Here is a 22,357-nt window from a genome sequence, read left to right as displayed (position 1 = left end):
TCTTTTACTAAATTAGTAAGAAAAAATCTATGAAAAAATCAATTACTTTTTCCAAAAGTGTCTACTTTGCATTTTTGATGACGACGTTGATGTTTTTTTCCGGATGGTCACAGTCTGATTGCTCAAACGCTGTGATTGTCTGCGGGAATACGCAATCGTTTAATCCAAGCGGCGTTGGTTCAAAACTAGAACAACTGGCTTGCGGTGGAATTGAGCACAATAGTATCTGGGTGGCTTTTCAAGCGAAAGCCAACGGTAAGCTCAACTTTGTGATTCGGCCATTTACTTTAGATGGTTTACCCAGCAATTCGGATTTCGACTGGAGTTTATTTGCTTTAGCAGGTGCTCCGGGAGTGGCAAATTGTGATGCGAAAACACAATTGAGCTGTAATTTTGCGGGAACGGGAACTACTTTCGGAATCCCTGGCGGAACCGGAATGGCAAGCCCAAACTATGCCTCAACACAATTCAACCCGGGAGTGGATGTAGTCAGCGGGAACTGGTATGTAATTATCGTTGACCAGTTTAGTAACACGACACCATTACTGTTCAGTATCCAGTTTACGGATAACCCGGAAAGCCCTAATTTGAATTCCACGCCTGGAATTTTTGATAACAAACCAAACTTTACCATTACTAATTCGTCTGCATGTGCAGGTGCTTTTACTTTTACGAACAGTTCGGTTTCTACTTTTTTACCTAATACTTATTTGTGGAATTTTGGAGACGGATCGACTTCAACAGCAGTAAGCCCAAATCATACATATGTTACTCAAGGTACTTATTATACTACTCTGACCACAACAGACATGAACGGCTGTAAATCGGATATCAGGAAAAAAGTAGTCTTCAATGATTCTCCTCCTTCTGTAAATACGGCGGGAATCCTATTGACGCCATCTTGTTCCGATAGCAACGGAGGGACAATTACTGTTACGGATATCGGTGCCACGACACCCGGTGTAACCGGAGGAACGCCTCCTTATATGTATGAGTTGGTTTCTCCTTCCCCTATGATAAGGGCTTCTCAGTCTTCTAATGTTTTTACGGGGCTACAGCCAGGCGGTTATACGATTAAAGTTACCGATGCCTGTGGCAAGGCAGCTACCAATACAGTAACGGTGACACAGGTTGCTACCAATTCTACCATAGGATTGACTATCCAGAATCTCCAGTCTTCCTGTTCAGGATCTGCTACGGGAACCGGGACTTTTATGATTAACGGTACGGCACCGCCTTATACATTGGCTTTGGTGGCCAGTTCACCTGTTGTTGTGGGGCCTCAGCCTACGGTTTTGAGAGATCCGGCTACGGCAAATTACTATTATACGTTTACCAATTTATTACCGGGGGTATATACGCTCGAAGGAACGGATGCCTGTGGTAAGAAAAGAAGGGCTACTTTTACATTGACCCCAAGTACGGCGCCAACCGCGACAGCAATAGCGAGTGCCTCTTGTGCAGGAACTGCCACCGGAACATTGAATGTGACAGCTACGGCTGCGACCGGTTTGAGTGGTAACGGATCGCCAGGCGTTTTTCAATATGCTTTGATTTCGCCTTCTCCGGTATCCCGTCCATTTCAAAACAGTTCTGTTTTTGAAAACCTGTTCCCGGGAACCTATACAGTAGCTGTAAAAGATGCTTGTGGCAATGTAGGTACATCAACCGTTAGTATTGGGGTTGCGGCCGCTCCGACATTCGGAACCGCTTTTACAACCTTATCATGCCCTAATGGTGCTACGGGATCAATCGAGGCTCAAATCTCTGCAGCAGGTGGAGGTTCTCCTTATACTTTTGAATTGATAGCGCCATCTCCAGTGTTGAGACCGGCACAAACAAGCAATTTATTTGAAAACTTGCCTCCGGGAGCTTATACTGTGCGTCTTACGGATGCCTGTGGTACCCAGGTTACAAGTGCTGTTACGGTAAACGCTGCAACCGCTCCTTCTTTTACAACGACAACAGTTGCCAGTTGTGGAGCTTCAGCCAAAGGAAGTATTACAGTGGCACCGAGTGCTACCAGTATCGGGCCATTCACATTTGAACTGATTAGTCCTGGTGGAGCGATACGGCCTGTGCAAGGAAGTAATGTGGCGAACTCTACCAGTACTGTATTTACAGGATTAAACCAAGGATCTTATACCGTAAGGATGATTGATGCCTGCGGAGTGCCGGTAACGGGAGTTGTTGCGGTAGGCGCACCGGTTGCATTGGCTTTCCCGGCAGGTTCAACAATTGTGGCTTCGTGTTCAGCGGGTTCTACCGGACAAATTACGGTAGCGCAGCCTACTACAGGTTTGGCTCCTTTCATGTATGAAATAACGGCTCCTTCGCCAGTTACGGTAGCACCGCAATCAAGCCGGATTTTCAATAATTTGCCAACAGGCAGTTATACCATAGTCATTACTGATGCCTGTGGGACTCAGGTAACTATCGGTGCTCCTTTGACGTTGCCGTCAACAACTGCTCCGACTTTAACAGTTACCAATACATCCAGTTGTGCTGTAAGCAGTGGTACGATTACCGCTTTGGCTGCAACAGGAAACCAGGGAGGTGTGTATCAATTTTCATTAATAGCGCCTTCTCCGACAATAAGACCTAACCAGCTATCTCCAATTTTTACAGGATTACAAGCTGGAGCCTATACGGTTCAGATCGTAGACCAATGCGGAGCAACAGGTACAGCCACTACTACTATTACGGCTGCAGGAGCTTTTACTCCGGCTGCAGGAGGATCGGTAGTGTCATGTAGTGGTGCTAACTATAATGCACAGATTATTGTAACAAGCCCGCAGAATTTTACACCTGGAGGACCAATACCGGCAGGTAGTGGAGGAGGACCTTATACTTATGCGTTGTACGATGCTGCCAATACGGTACAAATTGTAGCTCCGCAATCAAGCAATGTGTTTTCCATAGTGACTCCTGTGGCAGGAACGCCATCGCATACTGTAAGGGTTACCGATGTTTGTGGAAACGTATCAACAGTTACAGTTACCATCAATAACCCAACAGCTCTTACCAACGCAGTAATAAGTGCTACAACTGCCTCTTGCGCGAGCAGCAATACGGGAGTTATTAAAGTGACTACTGCGGCTACCGGCGGATTGGCACCTTATTCGTATACTTTAATCGATGCTGTTTCGGCAGCAGTTGTAGCAGGCCCGCAAACAGCAACAACCTTCAACGGGGTAGCGGCAAGCGCAACAGGTTATTTTGTACGTGTTACGGATGCTTGCGGCAATACGACAACTTCAGGCGTTGCATTGTTATTCCCTTCTTCAGCAGTGCCTACGGTTACTACGGCAGTTATTGCGTCTTGTGCGGCAGGTTCGACAGGAAAAGTAACGGCCACACCTGGAACAGGGGCAACTTTAGCAGGAGGAACATTTACCTATGCTTTATATAACGCAGCAAATACAGTACTGGTAGCAGGCCCTCAGGCAAGCCCGGTATTCAATAATGTGGCAGCAGCTACTTATACTGTCCGAATCATTGACAAATGCGGTGCTATTGGTACGGCTACGGCTACGGTTACTTCTACTGTGACAGCCCTTACAGCAGCAGGAACAGCTACAGGTTCTTGTACCAGCGGAAGCAATGGTGTTGTGGTAGGATCTTCAACCGGAGGATCATTGCCAATCACTTATACATTGGTAAACCAACCGACTATGACGGTAATTACTGGCCCTCAGGCGAGCACTATTTTTACAGGGCTGGCTGCAGGCACTTATATTGTAAGAGCCATTGATGCTTGTGGTACAAGTGTCGATTCGGCAAATATTACCTTAGGAACTTTAGGAACAGCGCCAACCATAACGACAAGTACTGCATTGGATTGCTCCGGATCAGCTGTTATTGCCGGATTTGGTGGTGGTGGAAACGGCGGGCCATATACCTACGCATTGTGTAACGGTGCCGGTTGTACTACGTTTGGAACGTATTCGGCTTCGAGTACCTTTACAATCAATGCCACTGGTGTGTATAGAATCAGTGTTCAGGACCGATGCGGTAATGCGACAGCTTCTGGGGATCTTACAGTAACTATTCCAATCAAAGGAGTGATTACTGCCGTTACTCCAAACATATTATGTGGTCCAACGACAGTTACCCCGGTATTGTCTAACGTGCCGAATACGCCTTACTACAGTATCGACGGATCAAATTTCGGGCCTACTATTGGTGTGCTGAACCAGGGAACACATACTTTGATCGTGTCAGATTACAACGCAGGTACTTTCGGATGTGCCAGTGATCCTTTTGTATTTACCATCAATTCGATAGCACCAACAGGAGTATCGCCACAATCATTGGCTTCTAACCAAACGGTTGCAGACATTGTAGTGGTTGGTACGGGAATTACCTGGTATGCTTCCGCTTCGGATGCTGCTTCGGCCATAAACCCTCTGCCTAATGGAACAGTCGTTACCAATAACACGACGTATTATGCCACGCAAACTATTGCAGGCTGCCAAAGTACCGCAAGTGTAGCTATTACCGTGCAGACTTTCTTGGGTAATGAAGAATTTGATTTAAATTCCTTAACGTATTATCCAAACCCTGTTGTTGAAAATATCCTGAAAATATCCTACTCAGACAGATTGACAAATGTTGTCATCTATAATATTGTAGGGAAACAAATTTTTACGAAAAAATTAAATTCCAATAAGGAAGAAATCGATATGTCAGGATTGGCTGACGGCGTTTACTTCTTAAAAGTATCTTCAGGAGACGTTTCTAAAATGATAAAAGTCATCAAAGAGTAATCGTTTTATTTAAACTTTTGTTAAAAGCCACCATATTCTGGTGGCTTTTGTTTTTGATTTGAAATTGTAAGAATAAATATTTCTACCTTTGCACCCTTAAACTCAATTTATTATGAAACGTGTTGTTGTGGGTCTTTCAGGAGGTGTTGATTCTAGTGTTGCTGCTTACTTATTAAAGGAACAGGGCTATGAAGTCATTGGCCTTTTTATGAAAAACTGGCACGACGACTCGGTTACGATTTCTAATGAATGCCCTTGGCTGGAAGACAGTAACGATGCCTTATTGGTAGCCCAAAAATTGGGGATTCCGTTTCAAACAGTCGATTTAAGCGAGCAATACAAAGAGAAAATCGTTGACTATATGTTCAGCGAATATGAAAAAGGGCGCACCCCAAACCCGGATGTTTTGTGCAATCGCGAAATCAAGTTCGATGTTTTTATGAAAATAGCGCTTTCGCTTGGCGCGGATTATGTGGCCACCGGGCATTATTGCCGTAAAGGTGAAATAGAAGTAGATGGGAAACCTATGTATCAATTGCTTTCAGGGGTAGATGATAACAAGGACCAATCGTATTTTCTATGCCAGCTCTCACAGGACCAATTGGCGAAATCATTGTTCCCCATCGGAGCATTGACAAAACCGGAAGTACGCGAAATTGCTGCAAAAATGGAATTGATCACTGCCGAGAAAAAAGATTCCCAGGGATTATGTTTCATTGGGAAAGTGCGTTTGCCGGAATTCCTGCAACAACAGCTGCAGCCTAAAGACGGTTTGATTTTTGAGGTAGATGCCGATAATGCTATTTATGATCAAAAAACGGTCAATTTTGATTCAATCGAAGAAAAACTAGCTTTTGAAGCAGCGAACATCCAATATACTCCCGAAGTGGCCAAAGTTGTCGGGAAACACCAGGGTGCCCATTATTTTACCATCGGTCAGCGCAAAGGATTGAATGTTGGCGGTACGAAAGAAGCCTTGTTCATTATTGCCACCGATGTAGCAACCAACACCATTTACACGGGACAGGGACATAGCCATCCGGGATTATTCAAAAAAGCATTGTTTGTCGCTAATGATGAGATCCATTGGATCCGGCCAGACCTGGCGTTGTCCAACGGGCAAAAAATGGAGGTAATGGCACGTATCCGCTACCGTCAGGAATTGCAAAAAGCCACATTGCATCAATTTGAAAACGGAATGTATGTAGCGTTTGATGCTGCCCAGTCTGCCATCACACAAGGACAATTCGTATCCTGGCATATTGGGGATGAGCTTATTGGTTCCGGCGTAATCTCATAAATTTTTCAGTTTTTAATCCGCTTTACGTATCTTTGGAGTATTCCAAATGTACAGGCAATGAAAAGAATACTACTGTTTGTTTTCGGTTTGATTTCGATATCCTCATTTTCCCAGGAAGATGCCTGGATTTTCTTTAATGCAAAACCAAATGCTCAATATTATTACGATAATCCGCTGCAAATGCTTTCACAAAAGGCATTGGACAGAAGGACTGCCCAAAATATCGCATTGGACATCCGCGATGTGCCTTTGCACCAGCCTTATATAGACCAGATTACCGCATCGGCCGGGATTACGGTCCTGGCCAAGTCGAAATGGCTCAATGCTTTGCATATTAAAGGCACACAGGCCAATATAAACGCTTTGACAGTGCTGTCTTTTGTAGATCATGTGCAGTATGCCAATCATTCGTTAAATCCTGGAGGACGGAAATCTGTAACAACAGGAAAAACAAAACCTTCCAATAAATTTTTAGACATCCAGGCCAATTACGATTACGGGACTTCCGCCAATCAGGTTCAAATGCTCAACGCACATATCCTGCACCAGCAAAATTATACCGGCGCAGGGAAAATCATTGCCATTATGGATGCCGGTTTTCCGGGAGTGAATACCACAACACCTTTTCAGCGGCTTCGGGATAACGGGCTGATATTGGGAGGCTATGATTTTGTACACGATTCGCCCGATCCTTATACAGGTTACCAGCACGGGACACAGGTTTTGTCCGATATGGGCGGATATGTCAGCGGGCAATTGGTGGGAACGGCGCCCGATGCCCATTATTATCTATTCATTACCGAAGACGTAAGCAGCGAAAGCCCGTTGGAAGAAAGCAATTGGGTTGAAGCTGCGGAAATGGCCGATAGTTTGGGTGTGGATGTCATTAACACCTCATTGGGCTATTTCACTTATGATAATCCTAATTACAGTTATACATACGATGATATGAACGGGACCACATCATTTGTTTCCCGGGCTGCAGATATTGCTTTCACAAGAGGGATGATCTGCGTTACTTCCGCAGGGAATTCAGGGAGTACGGTTAATCCGCATATTGCTGTTCCTGGAGATGCTGCTTTAAACCTGACGGTAGGCGCTGTAAATGCCGCCGAGGTAAAAGGCGGGTTCAGTTCCATAGGGCCTTCATTTGACGGGCGGATCAAACCCGACCTAATGGCAATGGGCGTTGCAGCTGTTGTGGCAACCCAAACCGGAAGTATAGGGACAAACAACGGCACTTCCTTTGCCAGCCCTATTTTGGCAGGAGCCATCACTTCTTTCTGGTCTGCTTTCCCTACTAAAACCAATGCGGAAATCGTGCGGATCATAAAAGAATCGGCAGATAGGTTTACTGCACCCAATAACAATTACGGCTATGGCATCCCTGATTTCCAGCTAGCCTTGAACAGGGCTTTGTCGGCTCCCAGCTTTACACAGGAAAAATTCAATGTATATCCCAATCCGGCTTCAGATTTTGTAACGGTTACCTGCCCGGGCGAAAGTCTCGGGTCGGAAATTGTCGTGTACAATAGCATTGGGCAAATTATCTTCAGGCAAAATTTAAACGCTTTTATCCAGTACATTCCGGTAAAGAATTGGAGCAGCGGTATTTATCATTATGCTATTGCTTCGGCTGGAAAAAAACAAAACGGAAAAATCATCAAAAACTAATTTAAAACCCGGTCGAAGGGCTATCGGATATCTTTCAATGAATAAAATAACATCTCTTTTCAATATAAAATACCCAATCGTTCAAGGTGGAATGATTTGGAATAGTGGTTACAAGTTAGCAAGTGCGGTAAGCAATGCAGGCGGTTTAGGTTTAATTGGGGCAGGATCGATGTATCCTGATGTGCTGCGTACCCATATTCAGAAATGCAAAAAAGCAACAGACAAACCTTTTGGGGTAAATGTACCGATGTTGTATCCGAACATAGAGGAAATCATGCAGATTATTGTTGAAGAAGGCGTAAAAATCGTATTCACTTCGGCCGGAAACCCCAAAACATGGACTTCGTTCCTAAAAGAAAAAGGCATTACAGTCGTACACGTAGTGAGCAGTTCCAAATTCGCGTTAAAAGCACAGGAAGCAGGTGTTGATGCGGTCGTAGCCGAAGGTTTTGAAGCCGGAGGCCATAACGGAAGGGAAGAAACCACAACCCTGACGCTTATCCCGATGGTAAGGGAGCAAATTTCCATTCCGCTAATCGCTGCCGGAGGTATTGCAACGGGAAGAGGGATGCTGGCCGCGATGGTTTTGGGTGCCGATGGGGTACAGGTGGGTTCAAGATTTGCCGCTTCTACAGAAAGTTCGTCCCATAGCAATTTCAAACAGACTATCGTAGCGCTGGAAGAAGGAGGTACACACTTGACATTGAAGGAACTGGCTCCGGTTCGGCTCATCAAGAATAAATTTTACCATGATGTCCAGGAATTGTATGCCACATGCCCTACAACTGATGAGTTAAAGGCGCTTTTAGGGCGGGCGAGGGCCAAAAGAGGAATGTTTGAAGGGGATTTGGAAGAAGGAGAACTCGAAATAGGCCAAATTGCCGGACTGATCCATGACATCAAACCGGTGGAAAATATTGTCAAGGATATGATTGCCGAATTTGAAGCAGCAACAAATGAAGTGGCTTCCTTGTTGTAAGGAAAGTGTGTCATGACTAAAATAAAAGTCCTTTACAGCCAAGGACTTTTTTTATTACAATTGCAAATGTGTATTTTTGCCTAAATTAAAATAAATGATGAGAAAAATAATTATTCTGCTGGGCGTGATGGTCTCTTTCGCGGGGATTGCACAGGAAAAACGCCCAAAATTAGTAGTGGGTATTGTCGTGGATCAAATGAAAATGGAATACCTGTATCGTTTTTCGGATGATTTTTCCGCCAATGGCTTCAAAAGGTTGATGAACAACGGCTACACATTCCATAACATGCATTACAATTACATGCCTACTTATACCGCTCCGGGCCATGCTTCCGTGTATACGGGAACAACACCAGCCACCCATGGGATTGTTGGTAACGAGTGGTTTAACCGTAGTTTGGGCAAAGAAATGTACTGTACAGACGACGTTTCTGTCACCACAATCGGCGACGGAACGGAAGCAGAGGGGAAAATGTCTCCTAAAAACCTGCTGTCCACAACCATTACCGACGAACTAAGACTGGCTACGAATTTCAAAGGGAAAGTTATCGGGATGAGCCTTAAAGACCGCGGGGCTATTTTGCCTGCGGGGCATTTTGCGAATTGGGCGTTTTGGTACAGCAAGACCGGATCATTCGTTTCCAGTACGTTTTACGGAGCGAAATTACCGGATTGGGTTACGCAATATAACAATGAAAAACATTATATGCCTTATATCGAGAAAGGATGGGATTTGCTCAAACCGATTGCCACCTATAACGAAAGCCTTCCTGATGATAACGTTTATGAAAGCAAAGTCAATGGCGTGAAAGCTGTTTTTCCGTATAATCTAAAAGAAATGCTCGCTAAAGCCGATGCGGGGATTATCCGTTCGTTGCCTTATGGAAATGACCTGTTGGAAGATTTTGCCAAAAAAGCGATCGAAAAAGAAAGTTTAGGAAAGGATGAAATTACTGATTTCCTGACGGTTAGTTTTTCTTCTACCGATTATGTAGGCCACGGTCAAGGGCCACGCTCCATGGAGTTGCAGGACACTTACCTGCGCCTGGACCTTACCATCGCTGATTTTTTAACCTACCTGGATACCAATGTTGGCGCCGGGAATTATTTACTGTTCCTAACCGCAGACCATGCCGGTGCCGAAAATGTGACTTTCCTGAAAGACAACAAGTATAACGTCAAAAATGTTTTGCCTGCCGATATCGTAAAAGGCCTGAAGAAATTCTCTACCGATACTTTCGGAGTAGATTTGGTACTGGATTATGGGAATTACAATTTGTTTTTCAACAAAGAAATCATGAAGGCCAGCGGTTTGGAACTGGCCAAAGTGAAACAAAGTTTTAAAGAATACCTGATGACTCAGGAGCACGTAAAAAGAGTATATACCGAAGAAGAAATCCTGGCCAACACCGGAAATGACTATTATTTGAATTGCATTGCCAAAGGCTATGATGTTACGCAAAACGGGGATATCATCATCCTGGACAAACCGGCTTACATAGAATATGGGCCAACCGGGACTTCGCACGGGACACCTTATAGTTATGACACACATGTGCCTTGCCTTTTTTACGGATGGGAAGTCAAAAAAGGGGAATCCCATGAGAAGAAGGAAATCACGCAAATCGCACCGACCATCGCCCAAAAAATAAAAGTTACTTTCCCTAACGGAACCGAAGGTAAGGTTTTGGAAGAGATTCTAAAATAACATACAATTCAAAAAGCTGCCTTAGTGCAGCTTTTTTTAGGTACATCAGTTAGGGCTCTCATAAGCTTCTCAATATTGGATATGGTGTTGATTTTTTGAATAAATAGTCAGCCGGAAAAAAACGTGTGGCAAAATAATTTCAATTTATTTTTTTGCCACAGAACTTGTGGCAAAACTATTCCGAATATTTTTTTTGCCACAAAACTTGTGGCAAAATTGTTCCGAGTATTTTTTTTGCCACAACTTCTGTTGCAAAATAATTAAAAAAAATAATTTGAAACACAAAGTAACAGGATGAGCAGCAAAATTTTCCAATAAAAAAAGAGCCACAATTTGTGGCTCTTTTGGTTTATTTCCTAACTGTTTAGCGATTAACGCTGGTAAATCAGTTTGAGGGTTTTTACGAAAGTATTGGTCTTCAGTTGTACCAGGTACAATCCGTTGCCTGCGCCCTGCGGCATATCGAACGGAATGCCCGTAGTTCCCGCAACATAGTTTACATCCTGGCTCGCAACCTGCCTGCCGTTGCTGTCATAAATGTTTAGGGTCACTTGAGTCCCGTTCCATTTGGCTGGAACCGCAATGGTCCCTGTAGCTACAGTTAAAGGATTTGGTGTCAGGCGTAAAGTGTTTAACAGCAAATCCGGGTCGTTTGTAGAAAGCGGTGCGCGGTTTACTTCAATAACTTTATTGAATACTTCGGTATCGTCAAGGTTCAGCAAACGCAATCGGTAGTAAATTACATTTTCGGACGTAGGATCGTCATAGTGGTAATTTGTCGGATTGTAAGTCGTGCCTTGGCCAGGCTGCTCATTGATAGGGCTGAATGTCACGTTGTCCAAACTACTTTCCAAAATGAATTTTTTGGATCGGTACTCATGGTGTGTTGCCCAGTTTAGGGTAACCGGACCGGTCGTATTATAAGTAGCATAAAAATCCGTGACTAAAGTTTCCCGCAATGTCGGGTCTTCCTCAACCGTGTATTCGGTTTGGGCCGTTAAAGTTGCGATGGTTGCTTTTAAAAAGCATTGTCCCGGTGTTTCGCCTTTTACGATTTCAAAATCCGGCCTTGTCACGTGATTGTTTTCCAAAGTATACACAATGCCGGCATAATCGTTGATCATTCTTTCGACACCGTCGCTAAACGTCCCTAAAAGCCTGTAATTATGATCTCCTCTTTCGGGTATGGTTACCTTGTTTTCTGCAAATTTCATACTTTGCAGGGTAATCCCGGTTGGCAAAGAAACATTGGCTTCAACCGTATGCTCGCAAGTAAGCCTGCCGTCTTTGAAACCATAAGCGGTTACTGTTGCTTGTCCATACAAATCGGCAGGAACGGTAAAGGCAAAGGTGTTGTTAAATTGAAGGCCTGTAGATTTTCGGATCATGTAATCGCTTTCAGCATCATTTTTATAACTGATCAGGATTAAAATGCGGTCTACGTTTTCCTGGTACACATTAAAAGTAACGTCCGCGCCCGAAGTTAAGGCAGGCGTAAACGAATTAGGATTGATGACAATTTTACTGTTTACAGGATCCAATCGGGTGGTGGACAGTGCAATGCCTTGTAAAAATTTGTATTCTAATTTAGGCGGATTGACTCCCTGCGTTGAAAAAGTACTGGAAGGATTGTTGAATTTTTCCTTGAATTTTTCAAAAATGGAAGCTTGTATTTCAGGGCTTTGTGTTACCCCAACGGAGTTTCCGATATTCCCGGTGTCTACGTGGCACACATTCAAATTACTGAAAGCACTTACGTATTGGCTGGATAATCCGGCTTTCATACTGGCATCCGGTACAATGGCATCACTAGGGCCGTTATAGACATAATTTAAGAAATTCTGGATCCCCGGAGCTGCAACATCTTCAGCAAAATATCGTGTAGCTTCCATTAATAGGTAATATTTACCGAAAATTGGTGGGATTTTGATCACGTCTATGTTGGCATTGCATAAACCGGGATGCATCAGGCAGATGTTAAAATTACCCGCTACAGCATGGATAGGCACTTTTGAATTCTGGAATTTGGCCAGTCCGGCTGCTCCGTTCAATTGAGGGATAAACCAGGTGGAAGCATCCAGGCCTTCAGAATTAGTCAGGTCTTTTTCCACAATAAGGTTTTTAGCTCCGTATTTGTTTTCTTTGTCATGCTTTGAAGCCAGGGCAAAGATATCGCCGATGCGGATAGGCTGGCCATCATTGAAAGCAATATCGGCTAAATCCGATATGCCTGATAAAACAGTACTCGATTCGATAATCGGTTTCAAAACACCTGAATTGAGGATTCTTTTGTCCAATGTCCCGTTGGCTGCCTGAGATCCGGCATGAGGAGTGTCCAGGGTAACTAAAGCATTGATGTTGTTTTTGAATGGGATACCTGCTTTTATTTCTTCAATATAGGCCCTGGTATACAAACCGCCCCTGCTATGTACTACCACATTGACTTTTCCGGCAGATACTTTATTGCCTAAAGCTTTATTAAGCAGGTTGTCAATGTAGGTTGGGATGATGTGTGCGTCTGTGTAAAAATGGTTTTCAGGAGCTTTCGGATTCGTACGCCAGGCTTTTGACGTTTCATAATCGCTATATCCTTTGCTTTTGAAATAGGTTTCGAAATCTGCAATGGAGTTGATATCGGACCAAACCCCATGACCGAATAGAACAGGAGGAAGGCATAACTTTATAGGATGCCTGAAAATAAGCTCATCTGTTTGCTGCGGCGTCTTTTTGAAAACAAAAATATCGTATTCGGTATAATGTTTGTTCGTTACAAAATCTTCCGGTTTGATATATATTGGGTGTTTGTATACAAAATCTACATATTTCAGGTCCTGCAATTGTACGTTGTTGCCATAATCGCTAACCGGTTTTAGTGTAAATTGACCATATTGCTCGATATATTCCGTACTGTTCCTGTCTCCAGGCAATGCATCGGAAGTATATTTCCTAAGTTCTATACGATACAAGCTGTTTGGTGCATAATAACCTCCCGGGTCATTTGTTTTTAACCTGATGACACTTGAGGTGGTTCCGTCAACCGCAAAAGAAGGAATGTCTTCCTGTAAAGGGACATAGGATAAGCTGGTTTTCTTAAGGCTCGCGAAAATTTCGTAATTGTCTTTCCCGTTAAGGGTTTCTTTGTTAGGCTGGTCTTTGTCTTTCACATGGAAGGCAATCGCATCGCCATACGGCAAATAAGCACGCATGATCCCGGAAGTAGTGGCAATCCAGGAATAATATTGTTTTAGCGGGCTTTCAATTGTTCCTGCAACGATGTCATTGGAAACCATATCCGGGTCATGGACACTTCTTCCCAATGGCGATGTATAAGGGTCTTTGGTGTATAATGTATAAGAATAAGGACTGTCCACATAACCTGAACCGTCGTATACAATCAGGCCTTTGTTGGTCCCCATGTATACTCTCCCGAAAGAATCTCCCCATATCGCAGCCCTGTTGAAACGGGTCCCCGGAGGAATAATGGAAGGGTCGGTAATGTTATACCAAATGCCGTTTTTGAATACCGAAAATCCATTTCCTGCAATGGAAGTGGCGGCCCAAACCCCTTTATTGTTGTTGGCATACACCGCATGGAAAACACCTCCCAAATTAAACCTTGCATTTTGCATCGTATGGGTAGACAATAATTGGCCGGTATTGCTGTACTGCAATAACCTTGACGGAAAGTAATTTTCCACATTGTACTGTTTATAAGCCATTACGCTTACCCAAACATTCCCTCTGTCGGCAGAAATCGCATTACAAGTCCTTGACTGCGCCGATTGTGAAGGAGTAGGGTTGTACGTGTAATCAGGATAAGGCAACCCAACGTCCTGTTGACCGTTAAGGTAATCCTCCCAGGTGCTTACGGCGTTAAATTTACCGGTATAATCATCTGCAACCCTTGAAGAGAAAGTTCCCGGAGTCAGGATATAAGAAGAAGGAGTCCCGGTTACCGTTAAATCATGGTAACGATGGGCAATCCATACTTTGTTGTTAGGATCGACAACAACCTGCTGTGCGTTCAGGGTCCCGATACCATCTCTTAGCAAAAAGGTAAATCCCCTGGCGTCCCTGTCCGGTGAAAGATGCTGGACAGCATTGGTAGCAACCTCAATTCGTTCCACACCTCCTTGGGTGTTTGAAGTATTGGTACCTCCATGGCCCACCCATATGTTCCCGGATTTATCAGCGGCCAATGACTGGATCCTCAAGGTGTTTATGGCCGGGGCCGTACCAAGTGCAGTAAGCTGGAATGTGCTGGCAATAGTATCATTTTGATCGAGTTTGAATAAACCTGTTCTGTCGGTTCCTCCCCAAACGGATTTATTCTGATCCACGGCTATCGAAGTGAAATTGGTACCGCTCTGGTACGTTTTAAATCGGGGCGGTGGAGTCTCCTGCCCATGGGAAATCCCATATCCGAGTAGGGTAATCAACAGAAACAGGTACTGTTTCAGTTTAATTTGAGTTGTTCTCATTTGATTGTGGGTTAAATTAGTAAATGTTCATATAATTAATTGTGGTATTTGCTGTTATCTTTTCATGGCAAAATGCGATTTGAATTCTTTCTGTTCCCCATTTTCGATATAAGTGACGGTAAACCAATAATCATCAGCCGGCATTTTGGCTCCGTTAAAAGTACCATCCCATCCTTGTCCTCTTGGGTCTAATTGTTTTAGAAGTTTCGCATACCGGTCAAAAATGTAAATTTTAGCCTCGGGCTGGTCATATACGCCTTCAATCTGCCAATAATCATTATAGCCGTCTCCGTTCGGAGTAAAGAATTTGTCATAATTCAGTACGATCACTTCCAAAACAGTATCATTACAGCCGTTTAAGTCCAAAACACTGATGGTATGGGTTCCTGGAGCTACATCTTCAAATAGAGGGCTTTGCTGGGCCGGGTTGTTATCCAGCTGGTAATTGTAATTCCCTATTCCCGTAGCGGTTACAATGACATTTACTACATCATTAAAGGAATATTCCACTCTTGCGCTGGCCAAGGCTGGCTCGGATTTGATAACGGTCGCTTTGGCCGGTTCCGATTGGCAGCCGGTTGCTATGGCTGTAGCAATGACAAAATAATCACCTGCCGTAACCACTTCAAGCGTGGAACCGGCTTGGCCTGCAATCGGATTTACACCACTAAACCATTCAAAAGTATGCGTAGTGCTGCTTAAATGGCTATCAATGATATACGGACTGATGAGATTGCCGGTTACCTGGTCATAACAAACAGTTCCGCCGTTTGGTGTAGGCTCAGGCAATAGATTCACTTTCAAATCAAAGGAGATTGTAGCGGCGCATTTGTTTACCGTGCCATTATTGGTTACAGTAGCATAAATGGTTTGCGGGTTTTGGGTGGTATCAAAATGATCCGGATTGGCAATTGGAAAATGATTGGTAAAGTCACTCACCGAAGCATAGTACTGGATTGTATAATTTGGCCCAGCCTGGTTTGGCCCTAAAATCCCCGCTGTTAAAGTAGACAGGTTGCATTGCGTCAAGCCATCATTTTCATCATCGGTATCGCAAAATGTCGTATCCGTTACTGGAGGTTGTGTGGCAGTTGTAGCAGGCTCTGCCAGTAGTTTTAAAGGCGATGTGGCCCTGCATCCCGTTGTATTGTTTTTAATGGATGCCCAAATGGTTTTGGTACCGCTGGTGTATGTTTGCGGCAAAGGGTTTGTCCCGTTTTTGGCGTCTGGTTCGGTTTCATGGTAGCTGACCGAAAATTGCACCGGATCTTGTCCTGAAAGCGCCTCATTGTTTTTAGTATCCAGGTAAAATGTTGCCGAAACGGTATTTGGGTTGCTACAGCTGTAATAATCCGAAATGATGCCCGCAACAGGTAACGGATTTACAATAAGCTTTTGCTCTATGACTATGGCACAGGATATTAAATTACTCACTGGGCTGGTTACGACTCTTATCCAAATGCTTCCGGTCATGCTTTCATAATGCGTAGGGGTAGCAATAGGTGCTATCGCATTTTGCGCGTCTGATAAAGAAAGATGGTAGGTAATTACATATGAAGGATTGCCGTTTCGGATATAATTTTCATGGGTTGTCAAATTGAAGAATTCCTTCAGGTCTCCCGAATTGGTATCATCGCACAACACTATTGGCAATGGGTTCATTTTTGGAGTTGGCAACGGAACCACTTCCAGTTTTTGTTCGACCACAATGGCACAATCGGTCAATGTGGTAGCCGTATTTGTAGTAACCCTTACCCAAACGGAATTGGTAGTACTCAAATAATGCGACGGATTGGCAATAGGGTTTGTTCCGTTTTGTGCATTGGCCTGTGAGGTAAAATAAGACAATACATAGTTCGGGTTTCCATTGGAAATAAAGCTCGCGTTCTGGTTCAAATCAAAATATTCCATAAGATCGCCGGTAATGTTGATATCACATTTCTGCAATACCACAGGATTCATATTCGGGACCGGCAACGGTATGACTTTCAACGGCTGTTCAACAACCACCGCACAGTTTGTGATGCTGCTGGCCGGGTTTGTGGTAACCCTGATCCAAATACTTCCGGTTGTACTTGGATAAGCGGTTGGATTTCCAATAGGATTGGTTCCGTTTTGGGCATCGGTCAAAGTGCTATGGTAGGTAACAAGGTCTGTGCTACCATTCAAAATATAACCCTGATGTTGCGTCAGGTTGAATGTTTCGGTCAGATTCCCGGGAGCATTCGTATCGCAAAGCTCTATGGCCGGCGGGTTACTATTAGGGTTCGGGAACGGGATGATATGAAGGGTCAGGGTTGTCACCGAATAACATCCGTTGCTGTCCTGGAAACGGATCCAAAATGTTTTCTGAGGCTGGTTTACAACATAACCGGCACTTGAGACCTGGTCTGAAACCAAAGCCTGGTTTGCCCCGGCTTCCGAATGGTATCCTGTAACGGTATAGGCATTTGGAGCGGCTGACAGTAAATGGAAATAGTCCGGCAAGTGTACCTGTTCGCTATTATTCCTGTCAAAATCACACAGGTTGGCAACAGCCGGAGTAAGTACTATAGGCTGAGGTGTTATAAAATGCAATTGTTTCATAATAGGGCAACCGGTAGCAATATGGGTTATTTTGACGAATATCGGAGTGCTGAAATTCGTAAAAGTAAAAGCATGCGAATTGCCTATGCTGTTATTTCCGGAAGAAGCGTCTGCCGCCGAATGGAAAAACTGCAAACTGATGTCCGAAGGGGCAATTGCCGTCAGTAAATCCAATACGATTTGGTCCAGGTCTACTTCTTCTGTTCCATCGGCATTATTGTCACACAAGGTAATTTGGGCCGGAAGGGCATATTCCTGGTAAAAAGGACGCAAAGTAATCGTAGCCCACGAATCACAGTTGCTGGCAGGCGAAGATAACCGGACATATACAATACTCGGGTTCGGTGCAAGATTCTGGTAAGCTGCAGGGTTTGCGATGCTATTGCCGTTTGCCTGCAAATTCGGGATAGAAGTAAAATAAGAGAACATGACACCTGGTTGAGAAGTCAGCAGGGCTTGGGCTTCGGTCAGGTTGAATATTTCGACACCGTTATTGTCCGGATCACATTCGGTAAGTTCCACAGCATTGCTTATTAGCGGTACTTCCGGTTTGTGTTCCAAAACAACGCTTTTCACTTTGCTGCAATTGTTGCTGTTCGTCCCTTTTACATATACCGTTTTAGGGAATTCATTCAAATTAATAATGAAATTTGCATAATTGGCAATAGGGTTGTTATTGGCATACGCATCTGTATCCGATAAGAAATACTGAAAAACATACGGCGTCGGATCTTCCACCACAGTGCCGTTAAGCGCAGCTAAATTTAAGGTGTAGGCACCATCCAGGTTGTCATCGCAAACATCATAAGTGCTGTTTACAAATTTGGGAAGGTTGTAAATTTGCAATTCGATTCTTTTTACGGTATAACATCCGGTTATATGATCCACAAAACGAACGTACACATACGAGGTCTGGTTGGCATACACATTGTAATTTGCAGGCGTGCCTATTGGGTTTGTCCCTGCATTGGCATCTGCCGGGCTGGTATGGTAGCTGATGGCATAACCGGACGGATTGGCAATCATTCCTTCAGTACCGATCCTTGGGATAAGAGTGGTTAAATTGAATACACCTTGCAATTCGTTGGTCAGTGAAATATCGCACGAAAAAGAAATAGCATCGTACGCTTCAATAACAACATGGCGTTTAAAGGTAATGGTGGCAATGGAAACACATCCGGTCGTATTGCTGATAACCCTTACATATACCGGCGAAGATTCATTGGCTGCGTCAAAAGAAGCAATGGTATAATTTAGTACATTGAAATTATTGAAGGCATTCAAATCCTGTAAGGCATTGTTCAGGATATCATAATATTTGAAAGTATAGTCCGAAGGCGTCCCGACAATCTGGCCCTGGTAAAAATTCAAATTGACGGTTTCGGTCCCGTTTCCTAAATTGTCACAGATAACAGGAGTAATATTGGTTACGACAGGCGCCGGTTTGAAATCGATTTCAACGGGGATTATTTTTGCACAATCGGCATTATTCCCGCTGGTAATCCTCACATATACAACATCTCCGTCATGCAGCGTGTAATTGGCAGGAAGGACAGGGGTTCCTGCATTGGCATCTGCCGAATTCTGGAAATAAGCATAACTGTACAACAGGTAATTGGCCGTGATCTGCGGATTGAAAAAACTCATGTCCGCGATTATTTCGGTATTGTCATTGTCAAAATCACAAACCGTTACTGTAGGATTCGTGTTTAAAGGAAAGGACCTCATTTGCAGCTGAATCGGAACGATGCGCTCGCAACCTGTAACTGTATTCTGCAGGTATAAATAAATAGTTCCGTTAACACCCAAAACATTCGAATCGTACACAAAAAGATCCCAATCGGGTAAAATTTCATACACAGGATCATTGGTTTGGGCTGCGGCCAAATTGTAATACAGTTTTTTAATGATGGGTTCCGTCGGGATTTCATTCACGATAGAAGCAACAATGGCGTTTAAGTTGCCTAAAACAACATGCTGGTCGTTATCGGTGTCGCAAACTTCAATGGTGCCAATGGTATTAACCGAAACGGAATTGAAGAAATCAAAACGTATTTCCTGGATTGTCGGGCAGGTTTTCGGTAAAATTGTAGGGTCTTCCTTGATTGTTGCCCAAACAGTCGTGGTGGCATTGACCGGGTAATTCGTTGTATTGTTCGGAATGCTGTTGGTTCCGTCATAAGCACCGTTTAAAGTGGAATGATAACTCAGCGTAGGATTGGTAAAACCGGTAACGAGGCTAGGGATCAAAGCCGCCAGGTTATAAGGCTCCGTATTGTCCGAATTGATATCGCAGATGCTTTCCTGTATAGGGGTTTTCAACGTAAAAGGCGTCAGGATAAAATTCAGGTCGTAATTGGAATTGCATCCGTAAGAACTTACTTTAACATATACGATGGTACTTGGCGCTATTACATTAATGGAAAGTATAGGGTTGGTCCCTGCCAAATAATCGGCCTGTGTTGCATAGCAGGTAACCGTTTCCCCGGGGTTTTCCTGTTGTATTTCGAGGATGTGGGGAGCCAAAGAAACTGTTTCGGTGCCATCATCATACACATCGCAAATTTCGATGTCCTTGTTTTCATGCTTTACGAATTTTACCGGGACGAATATCCGTTTGATCCCCGGAATGCCATTCGCATCAATATACCGAACCCAAACAGCAGAAAAAGGCGCTACTGGTGTAAAATTTGCTATTTCTGCCGGGGTCAGTTGCACAGCTGCATCTTGTGTCTGAGCACCTAAAAGCGTACTGTAAAACCCTAATGGGGCGGGCACAGGTGTAATCGGGCTCATTGCAGCAGTATATACTAAATTCAAATCATAGGAAGGTATCGGGTCTCCGGCTTCCAGGCAAGCACCAAAGCCACCGTTTCCGCCACCGCCTCCTCCGCCACCGCCTCCTCCGCCACCGCCACCATCGTCATTGCCATCAGCTTCACAAAAGGAAATGACAACAGGTATGATTGTCTGGCAGTAACCGGTATAATTGGCTGTTATATAAATAGTGGTATCTACTGACGGTGATGGTATGGAAATAGTATGGCTGCCCGGATTCCCGATAGGATTGCTGCCGTTTTGCGCATTGGCAAGGCTGGTAAAATACCCTAAGGTCAAATCATTGCTGCTTGCCGGCCCGGTCACTACAGATAACGGAATGGTAGTCAGGTCGTATATTTCGTTTAGGTTGAAGTCGGGATCGTTAATGCAAAATGGAGTTACGGGAGCCAGTTCCAGTTTGGGGCTTATCCGTATTGTGATCAAAGCCACAGACCAGCAGTCGGGGTTGCCCGGATTGGAAACCCTAACGTACACATCATAAAACCCAGGTGTGCTCAAAACCGTAACCACATAGAACGGATTTGTGCCCGCGATGGCATTGGCCTGGTTTTGGTAATAATTGACGGCCATCCAGCTCTGATACCCGGAAATCTGGGATGTCAGGGTTGAAAGTGTTACCGTTTCGGTTCCGTCGTTATTGTTGTCGCATACATAAAGGACCTGGCTGCCGACTTGCGGGGTTTGGTACAGATTTACAGTAAGAGTACCAGTTGCATAGCAATCCCCAATCGTTTCCCTGTAAATGAAGGTTTGGGTAGTGGCAGTCATCAGATAAGCATTCATTCCCGTTAAGGCATTCACATTGGCATCGGCTTCAGCCTGCGTATTGTAAATGGTTTTTACAATGCCGGGTTCCGGGACCAAAAGGCTTTCGACATCTATAATTTCGCTTGGAAACGGATTCGACGCATCACAGAAATTCCCTACTACATTGGGCGCTACAGGATAATCCAGGTCATATTCAACAAGGATCGAACTCTGCAATTGTTGCGGGACACAAGTGGCGTAATTTACTTTTACGGAATATAATGTATTGCCTGTAGGTATTACTTCTATCGGATTGGAAGTGCCTATCAGCGTTCCTGCGGCGTTAAACCACTGTACGGTTGTGGCACTGGTGCCATTGGGTGTAAATGCATACGATTCATCGGTGGCAGACCACACACCTGTATTCCTGTTTGGAGGGGAAAGCCCCATTGTCCCGTCAGAATTGTTTATCCCTATGAGCGAGTTGGCATTGCCATTGGCACTAATATTCCCATTACAGGTAACAGGCTTTGACTTGACATTGATTTCAATAACATTGGTAGTTTCGTGCAGCACGATCTGGAATGTTGATTTCCGGCCGTTAAATCCGGTGCAGTTGAAATGGTTCACTTCATTGTAATTTACCGTAAAAACCCTAAAAGGAGCCGTCCCGGTCGTAAGATAGGTTACCGTTCCGCAGTTTTCTCCGGGAGCACAGCCAAAACCGGCCGGGATGTTCAGCATATCCTGAAATCCTCCGAAAATGGCATTTTTAACCAATGACGGGCTGGGCGTAGTGTTGGTAATCGAAGAAAAAGAACCTTCAGGCAAGCTGCTGTTGTAGCCAAAACGGACGATTCCATTATCTCCCACATTTACGGAATTGTAATTATTATTGTAGAAGCAAAAGGAAAATCCTATGGGAACAGTCGTACTCCAGGTATCATCCCCGGTAAAAACAATTGGTGTCCCATCGGTATAATTGCCATTTTGATGGTATGGCGTTTGTGAAACACTATAATCGGTAGTGGTTTTAAGGTCGGGATAGCTGGCAGTCAGTTCGATTTTTTTGATGGGCCTGAACTGGTAATTGCAGTCAATCGGGATAGTTCCCGTATTATTGTTGTGGTCTGTAATGACAACACTTGGATTGTTTTGTGGGTATAAAGTAAAAGGAAGGGCAAATAAGAAAAATAAGCAAAAGGTTAACTTTATCTTCATAATGTGGTAATGTAAGTATTTTATTCCAAAAAGCAAAAGTACAAATTTACT

The 22,357-nt window shown here is 44.1% G+C and carries 7 protein-coding genes; 5 read left to right on the top strand and 2 right to left on the bottom strand.

Going from position 1 to position 22,357, the window contains the following annotated elements; all coding sequences use genetic code 11:
- Window positions 1-29: 29 nt before the first annotated feature.
- The 5 genes from E4635_RS04320 to pafA all read left to right on the top strand — a co-directional run bounded on the left by E4635_RS04320 (window position 30) and on the right by pafA (window position 10,430).
- Window positions 30-4,769 carry a PKD domain-containing protein gene (locus E4635_RS04320; RefSeq protein WP_135525394.1) on the top strand — a complete coding sequence of 1,580 codons (4,740 nt, stop codon included), beginning with the start codon at window positions 30-32 and terminating at the stop codon, window positions 4,767-4,769.
- 112 nt (window positions 4,770-4,881) lie between these two features.
- Window positions 4,882-6,069 carry a tRNA 2-thiouridine(34) synthase MnmA gene (gene mnmA, locus E4635_RS04315; RefSeq protein ID WP_135525393.1) on the top strand — a complete coding sequence of 396 codons (1,188 nt, stop codon included), beginning with the start codon at window positions 4,882-4,884 and terminating at the stop codon, window positions 6,067-6,069.
- A gap of 57 nt (window positions 6,070-6,126) precedes the next feature.
- A complete protein-coding gene (locus tag E4635_RS04310) occupies window positions 6,127-7,743 on the top strand; it encodes a S8 family serine peptidase (protein ID WP_135525392.1) in 1,617 nt (538 codons plus the stop codon).
- Between the two features lie 37 nt (window positions 7,744-7,780).
- Complete coding sequence (locus tag E4635_RS04305) at window positions 7,781-8,722, top strand: NAD(P)H-dependent flavin oxidoreductase (protein WP_135525391.1); 942 nt, start codon at window positions 7,781-7,783, stop codon at window positions 8,720-8,722.
- A 97-nt stretch (window positions 8,723-8,819) separates the two neighbouring features.
- Window positions 8,820-10,430 (top strand): alkaline phosphatase PafA, encoded by a 1,611-nt coding sequence (gene pafA / locus E4635_RS04300; RefSeq protein ID WP_135525596.1) that lies wholly within the window; start codon window positions 8,820-8,822, stop codon window positions 10,428-10,430.
- A 371-nt stretch (window positions 10,431-10,801) separates the two neighbouring features.
- Here the strand turns inward: pafA and E4635_RS04295 are convergent, their stop codons facing one another.
- Both E4635_RS04295 and E4635_RS04290 read right to left on the bottom strand, forming a co-directional pair.
- On the bottom strand, window positions 10,802-14,911 hold the full coding sequence (locus tag E4635_RS04295) for a T9SS type A sorting domain-containing protein (RefSeq protein WP_135525390.1): 4,110 nt from the start codon (window positions 14,909-14,911) through the stop codon (window positions 10,802-10,804).
- A 54-nt stretch (window positions 14,912-14,965) separates the two neighbouring features.
- Window positions 14,966-22,306 carry a T9SS type B sorting domain-containing protein gene (locus E4635_RS04290; protein WP_135525389.1) on the bottom strand — a complete coding sequence of 2,447 codons (7,341 nt, stop codon included), beginning with the start codon at window positions 22,304-22,306 and terminating at the stop codon, window positions 14,966-14,968.
- Between the last annotated feature and the right edge of the window lie 51 nt (window positions 22,307-22,357).

The sequence above is a fragment of the Flavobacterium humi genome (assembly GCF_004745595.1).
GTDB classification, from domain to species: Bacteria; Bacteroidota; Bacteroidia; order Flavobacteriales; family Flavobacteriaceae; genus Flavobacterium; species Flavobacterium humi.
Note: the sequence above shows the minus strand (reverse complement) of the source record. Positions and strands in the feature narration are given on the sequence as shown.

Bases quoted from the DNA above. Each gene is read 5' to 3' on its own strand.
- E4635_RS04295 (WP_135525390.1), bottom strand. From the start codon at position 14,911: ATGAGAACAACTCAAATTAAACTGAAACAGTACCTGTTTCTGTTGATT.
- mnmA (WP_135525393.1), top strand. From the start codon at position 4,882: ATGAAACGTGTTGTTGTGGGTCTTTCAGGAGGTGTTGATTCTAGTGTT.
- E4635_RS04320 (WP_135525394.1), top strand. From the start codon at position 30: ATGAAAAAATCAATTACTTTTTCCAAAAGTGTCTACTTTGCATTTTTG.
- E4635_RS04305 (WP_135525391.1), top strand. From the start codon at position 7,781: ATGAATAAAATAACATCTCTTTTCAATATAAAATACCCAATCGTTCAA.
- E4635_RS04290 (WP_135525389.1), bottom strand. From the start codon at position 22,306: ATGAAGATAAAGTTAACCTTTTGCTTATTTTTCTTATTTGCCCTTCCT.
- E4635_RS04310 (WP_135525392.1), top strand. From the start codon at position 6,127: ATGAAAAGAATACTACTGTTTGTTTTCGGTTTGATTTCGATATCCTCA.
- pafA (WP_135525596.1), top strand. From the start codon at position 8,820: ATGAGAAAAATAATTATTCTGCTGGGCGTGATGGTCTCTTTCGCGGGG.